Annotated in this window: 4 protein-coding genes; 1 reads left to right on the plus strand and 3 read right to left on the minus strand. The window is 48.3% G+C overall.

Translation table 11 applies throughout. From position 1 onward, the window contains the following. Positions 1–361: hypothetical protein (locus Q0277_RS09020; RefSeq protein ID WP_297997404.1), on the plus strand; the 361-nt coding region annotated here is incomplete at its 5' end. Between the two features lie 61 nt (positions 362–422). On the opposite strand, the gene Q0277_RS09025 is transcribed toward Q0277_RS09020, so the two are convergent. From Q0277_RS09025 to Q0277_RS09035, 3 genes are all read right to left on the minus strand, one after another. Next, positions 423–1,163, minus strand: a complete 741-nt coding sequence (locus Q0277_RS09025; RefSeq protein WP_297897995.1) for a sulfite exporter TauE/SafE family protein — start codon at positions 1,161–1,163, stop codon at positions 423–425. Between the two features lie 116 nt (positions 1,164–1,279). Further along, positions 1,280–1,963 carry a hypothetical protein gene (locus Q0277_RS09030; RefSeq protein WP_297997407.1) on the minus strand — a complete coding sequence of 228 codons (684 nt, stop codon included), beginning with the start codon at positions 1,961–1,963 and terminating at the stop codon, positions 1,280–1,282. Positions 1,964–2,599: 636 nt separating this feature from the next. After that, complete coding sequence (locus Q0277_RS09035) at positions 2,600–4,024, minus strand: SPFH domain-containing protein (protein WP_297997408.1); 1,425 nt, start codon at positions 4,022–4,024, stop codon at positions 2,600–2,602. Between the last annotated feature and the right edge of the window lie 259 nt (positions 4,025–4,283).

Genomic DNA, 4,283 nt, shown 5'->3' on the forward strand with positions numbered 1-4,283 from the left:
GCGGCTACGTATAATTTTACGCAAAATTTTACTCGCGATAATCTTAGCGTCTTGCGCGCTGGGTTATTTTGCTTCGGACGTAAACTACCAAAAACTAGGCGTCCTTGAAGCCTTTTTAATTGCCTCGCTAATTTGCATTTGCATCTATTTGGTCGCAACCGAAATATCAAATGACCACTCAAACGCGGTATTTTGGGGTTTTGCTTATGTTCTTAACTACATAGGTGCCTTATTTGTAATATTTCATGCGCAAGCCGCCGAAGTCGTAGCCGTCATTTTAATAATCCTTTGTCCGCTCGCGTGGGCATTTTATTTCAAATACGAATTTCAAAAATCGCTCGCGCAAACGGACGGAGTTTAAATTTTAAAATTTAAAGCACTCTTTAGGCCGAATTTAGGCGTGGCAGGCAAAACGAATATCGCTAGTTTAGGGCGATAAATTTTTTAATCGTCACGCAAAGTATCGTGACGATAAGCGCGATCATCCAGCGCTTTTGAGCCTTTTTGCCGATCTTGTGCGAGGTTTTGACGCCCGCATAAACGCCCGCTAGCGAGCCGATGCCTAGCAACGCGCCGATCTTGTAGTACACGAGTCCGTGCGCGGAAAGGCTCAGAAAGCCCGCACTTGAGGAAAATATCACGAAAAATAGCCCCGTGCTGACGGCCTTTTTGATGTCGTAGTTTAAAAAGCTGATCAAAATAGGCATCACGAATACCGCGCCGCCGATACCCACACTGATCGCCACGGCGCCGACGAACAGCCCCACGATAAAGAGCAAAATTTTAGATTCGTTGGCCTCGCCGGTGGGCTCGGTCGGGGTTTTAAAGAGTTTGATTAAATTTATGATCTGCACCAAAATAAGCGTGCCCAGAAGGAATTTTGAGGAGAAATAGCTTACGATAAAGCCGCTGCTAAGCGCGCCGCAAAAGCCTCCGAGCCCCAGCACCAGCGCGGGCGCGACGTCTAGCATTTTGCTTTTAAAATTTACGAACGAACCGAAGATCGAGCTAAAAATCATCTGCATGATGCTAATGCCGATGGCGTACTTGACATCGTAGCCGAAGAGCATCATCACGGGCACCACGACCGTGCCGCCGCCGATGCCGAAAAATCCGCTGATAAAGCCTACGCAGGCGCCAATTAAAATGTATTCAAAAAACATCCGTATTCCTTATTTCAGCCCCTTTGGTCTCTCTGAATTCCGCTTTTGCGGCTCGTCATTAAAATTTACCACTTGCAAGCCTTTAAATTTAAGCGCGAATTTAGCAAATTTAAGCCTTATAGCCGTTTTGCTTCGCGCATCCATTCGCGGTATTGCTCGCGCGAAATTTTTACGTTTTCATATCGTAAGGTGTCCGCGCGAAAGCATTTCAGGCTCAGTTCATTATCCTCAAAGCCTGCAAAATCAGCCTGCTCGTAGATGTCGTAACCGCCCTGCATGCAGTCTAAAACGTCTGCATATCTCTGCTCTTCACTCATCGGCTCGGCAAAGCTTACCAAATGCACGTCGTTTGGAGCACCCCAGTAGCAGCCGCTCGCGGCCAGCGCGTCCCAACCCCGCAGATAGTGCACGCCGTCCCAAATGAAGCTCTCCTTGCCGTCTAGCCAGGTGTCCGGCACGAAGCGCATGATCTGCGCTGAGGCTAGATCAAGCACGCTGTAGCCGTATAGATCCTGACGAAAAACGAGGTAAAATTTGCCGTCTGCGTGGCGGATCAGGCTAAAAAATTCCGCCCGATCGTCTATACAGCGCCAGCTTTTTATCTGCGTTTTGTGAGTATCAAACAGCGTGTATTCGCCGCCGCTGAAGCTTGTCGCGCCGAGCCTATATGCGTCCTTTACGATCTCATATCCGCCGCTTAAATTTATCGTTTGACGCCGGGTAAAATTTCGCCCCTCGAAAAGAGTTTCTGCCTGCCTGATGCGCGCTCGGTACTGCGCGGAATTTACGGCGTTTGCCATCGTGCGCTCCTTAAAATTTTATGCAGACGGGTTAAATTTTGCGCTGCCGCCAACAGCTCGCGCTTCTTAAATTTCATGCGAACCAATAAATTTAGCCTCGCAGGCGGCAAAATTTGACCGATAAACGGCAGAGCTCAAGCATTTGACAGCAACCGATAACCGCTAAGCGTAGTCTATGACAGGTAGCTGCGCGTCCTAAATTTTACTTCGCCTTGCGAATTTTTAAAATTTACGCGCAGTTTCGGCGCCCTGCGAATACTTGCGATACCGCGCCGTTTTTAATGCTCGCTCACGAGAGCCTGAAATTTTACGAGCGTTTGAAATTTCACAGCGTTTAAATTCCACGATATTTAAAATTCTGCAGCATTTTAAAATTCCACGACGTTTTAAAATCCCACGAAAATCCGAAATTCCGCGAGTATTTGAAATTTCGCAATCTCTAAAATTCCGCCAGCGCCTTAAATTTTATCTAATGCGGACAAGCAAACCGCGCAAATAAACAGACTGCCAAAACAAGCAGACTACTCAAATTTGCTCGCCTGCGCGGTGCCGCTAGCGATTACTCAAATTTACTCTCCCCTGCAACGCCGTTAGCGTATAAATTTAAAATTTTACTCGCCCGAGGCGCTGCGAATATTACTCGGATTTGCCCTCTTCTTTGGCGCCCGAAATTTTATCCAGCACCTTTTTGCCGACCTCGCTTTGATTTAGCGCTTCGAGCATCGCGGCTAGCTGCGTGCCGCCCTTGGCGCTTAAAATTTCGCCGAATTTACTCATCCCCTCGCCCACGCTACCTTCGTTTGCGATGATCTTAAGATCCGCCGCGCTTAGTGCCTTGGCCTGCTCCAGACCGATGTCGCGGTTCGCTTCGATCTGTTTGATCGAAATGAGATAGGTCTGATATCCCTGATTTTCGCCGATCTCACGCGCCAGCTCGATCTGTGCGTTTACGGGCGCGAGCTCTTTTAGCCTAAGCGCCTCGGCCTCCGCAGAGCCTATCTTTAGCGTACCCTGCGCTTCTTTATCCTTCATCTCCAAAAGCGCCGCGGCGGCGAGAAATTGCTTCTCTTTATCGCCCTGCGCTACTAAAATTTGATTTTCCTTGATCGCTTCGGCGTCGCGGATTTTGGCGTTTTTGCGCGCTTCGGCGTCGATCTCGATCTTGCGCTGCTCCTGCTCGGCCTTTACGATCTCCACTTGCTTTTTGATCTCGGCCTGCTTGACGTCGTTTACCCGCACGACCTCCATCGCCTTTTCCTGCGTGATCTTTTGCTGATCCTTGATGAGCTGCTCGGCCTGCTCCTTTGAGATCGCGACTTCGCGCTCGTTTTCGACGGTCTTAAGGCCTACCATCTTGTTGGCCTCCTGCTGGCGCACTTCGGTTGCCTGCGCGGCTTCGATCTCGGCGATTTGAGCGAGCTTGGTGTTGTTTGCGACCTCGACGCGGCTTTCCTTTTCGATCTGGGATTTTTTCTTCTCCATGATGTTAAAGATAACCTTGCTGCCGCTGCTATCGCGGATATCCATGAGCTCGATGTTTTTGACGGGCTCGATACCCCAGTTTTCAAGCTGCGTCTTGACCGCCTTGGTAAAATCATCCCCAAGCTCGGAGCGGATCTGCAAGATGTCCTCAAGCACGCGGCTCGAAAGGATCGAACGGATCGAGCCTTGGATGATATTTGTGAGCTGGTTATTCAGATCTTGAAAATTATTGACGCGTTGCGCGGCTAAATTTGAATCCACGATCCTAAAAAACGCCGTAATATCGACGACAAAAGGAAGCCTACCTAGATCATACGCCTCATAATCCTCGATCTTGATGCTAAAGACCGAGACCGGCAAAACGATCTTCGTAACGCCCAGCGCCGGCACCCAGCTCGGGAATTCGTAGTAGCTGTTGCCGTTGCCGGTATCTTTGCCGTAGCTCGTAGTCTTGCGCGCGCTCTGGACGATATGCACCTCGTTCGTCTCCACTACGCGCCTAAAAAATAGTGGCACGATGATGAAAAGTACCACCAAAACCCCTATAACGGCGCCGATCAAATATAAAATTTCACCCATTTTCTCTCCTTCAAAAATGCTAAATTTAAAATGGATTATATAAAAATTTACTTTGAAAAATAATAAATAATCGCGGCGACAGCGGTTAAAATTTACGCAATTTTAATGAGGTTTTTTGTAATATCTCGGCGTATATTTCAATAACGTTTAGGAGAAAAAATGAAAAAATTTTTACTACTGCTTTTAGCGGGTGCGCTTTTTGCGAGCGCAGCAGAGCTTAGAACTATTAAGGATATGGACGGCGCCGAGGTTAAAATCC

The organism is uncultured Campylobacter sp. (genome assembly GCF_938030815.1).
Lineage (GTDB): Bacteria > Campylobacterota > Campylobacteria > Campylobacterales > Campylobacteraceae > Campylobacter_B.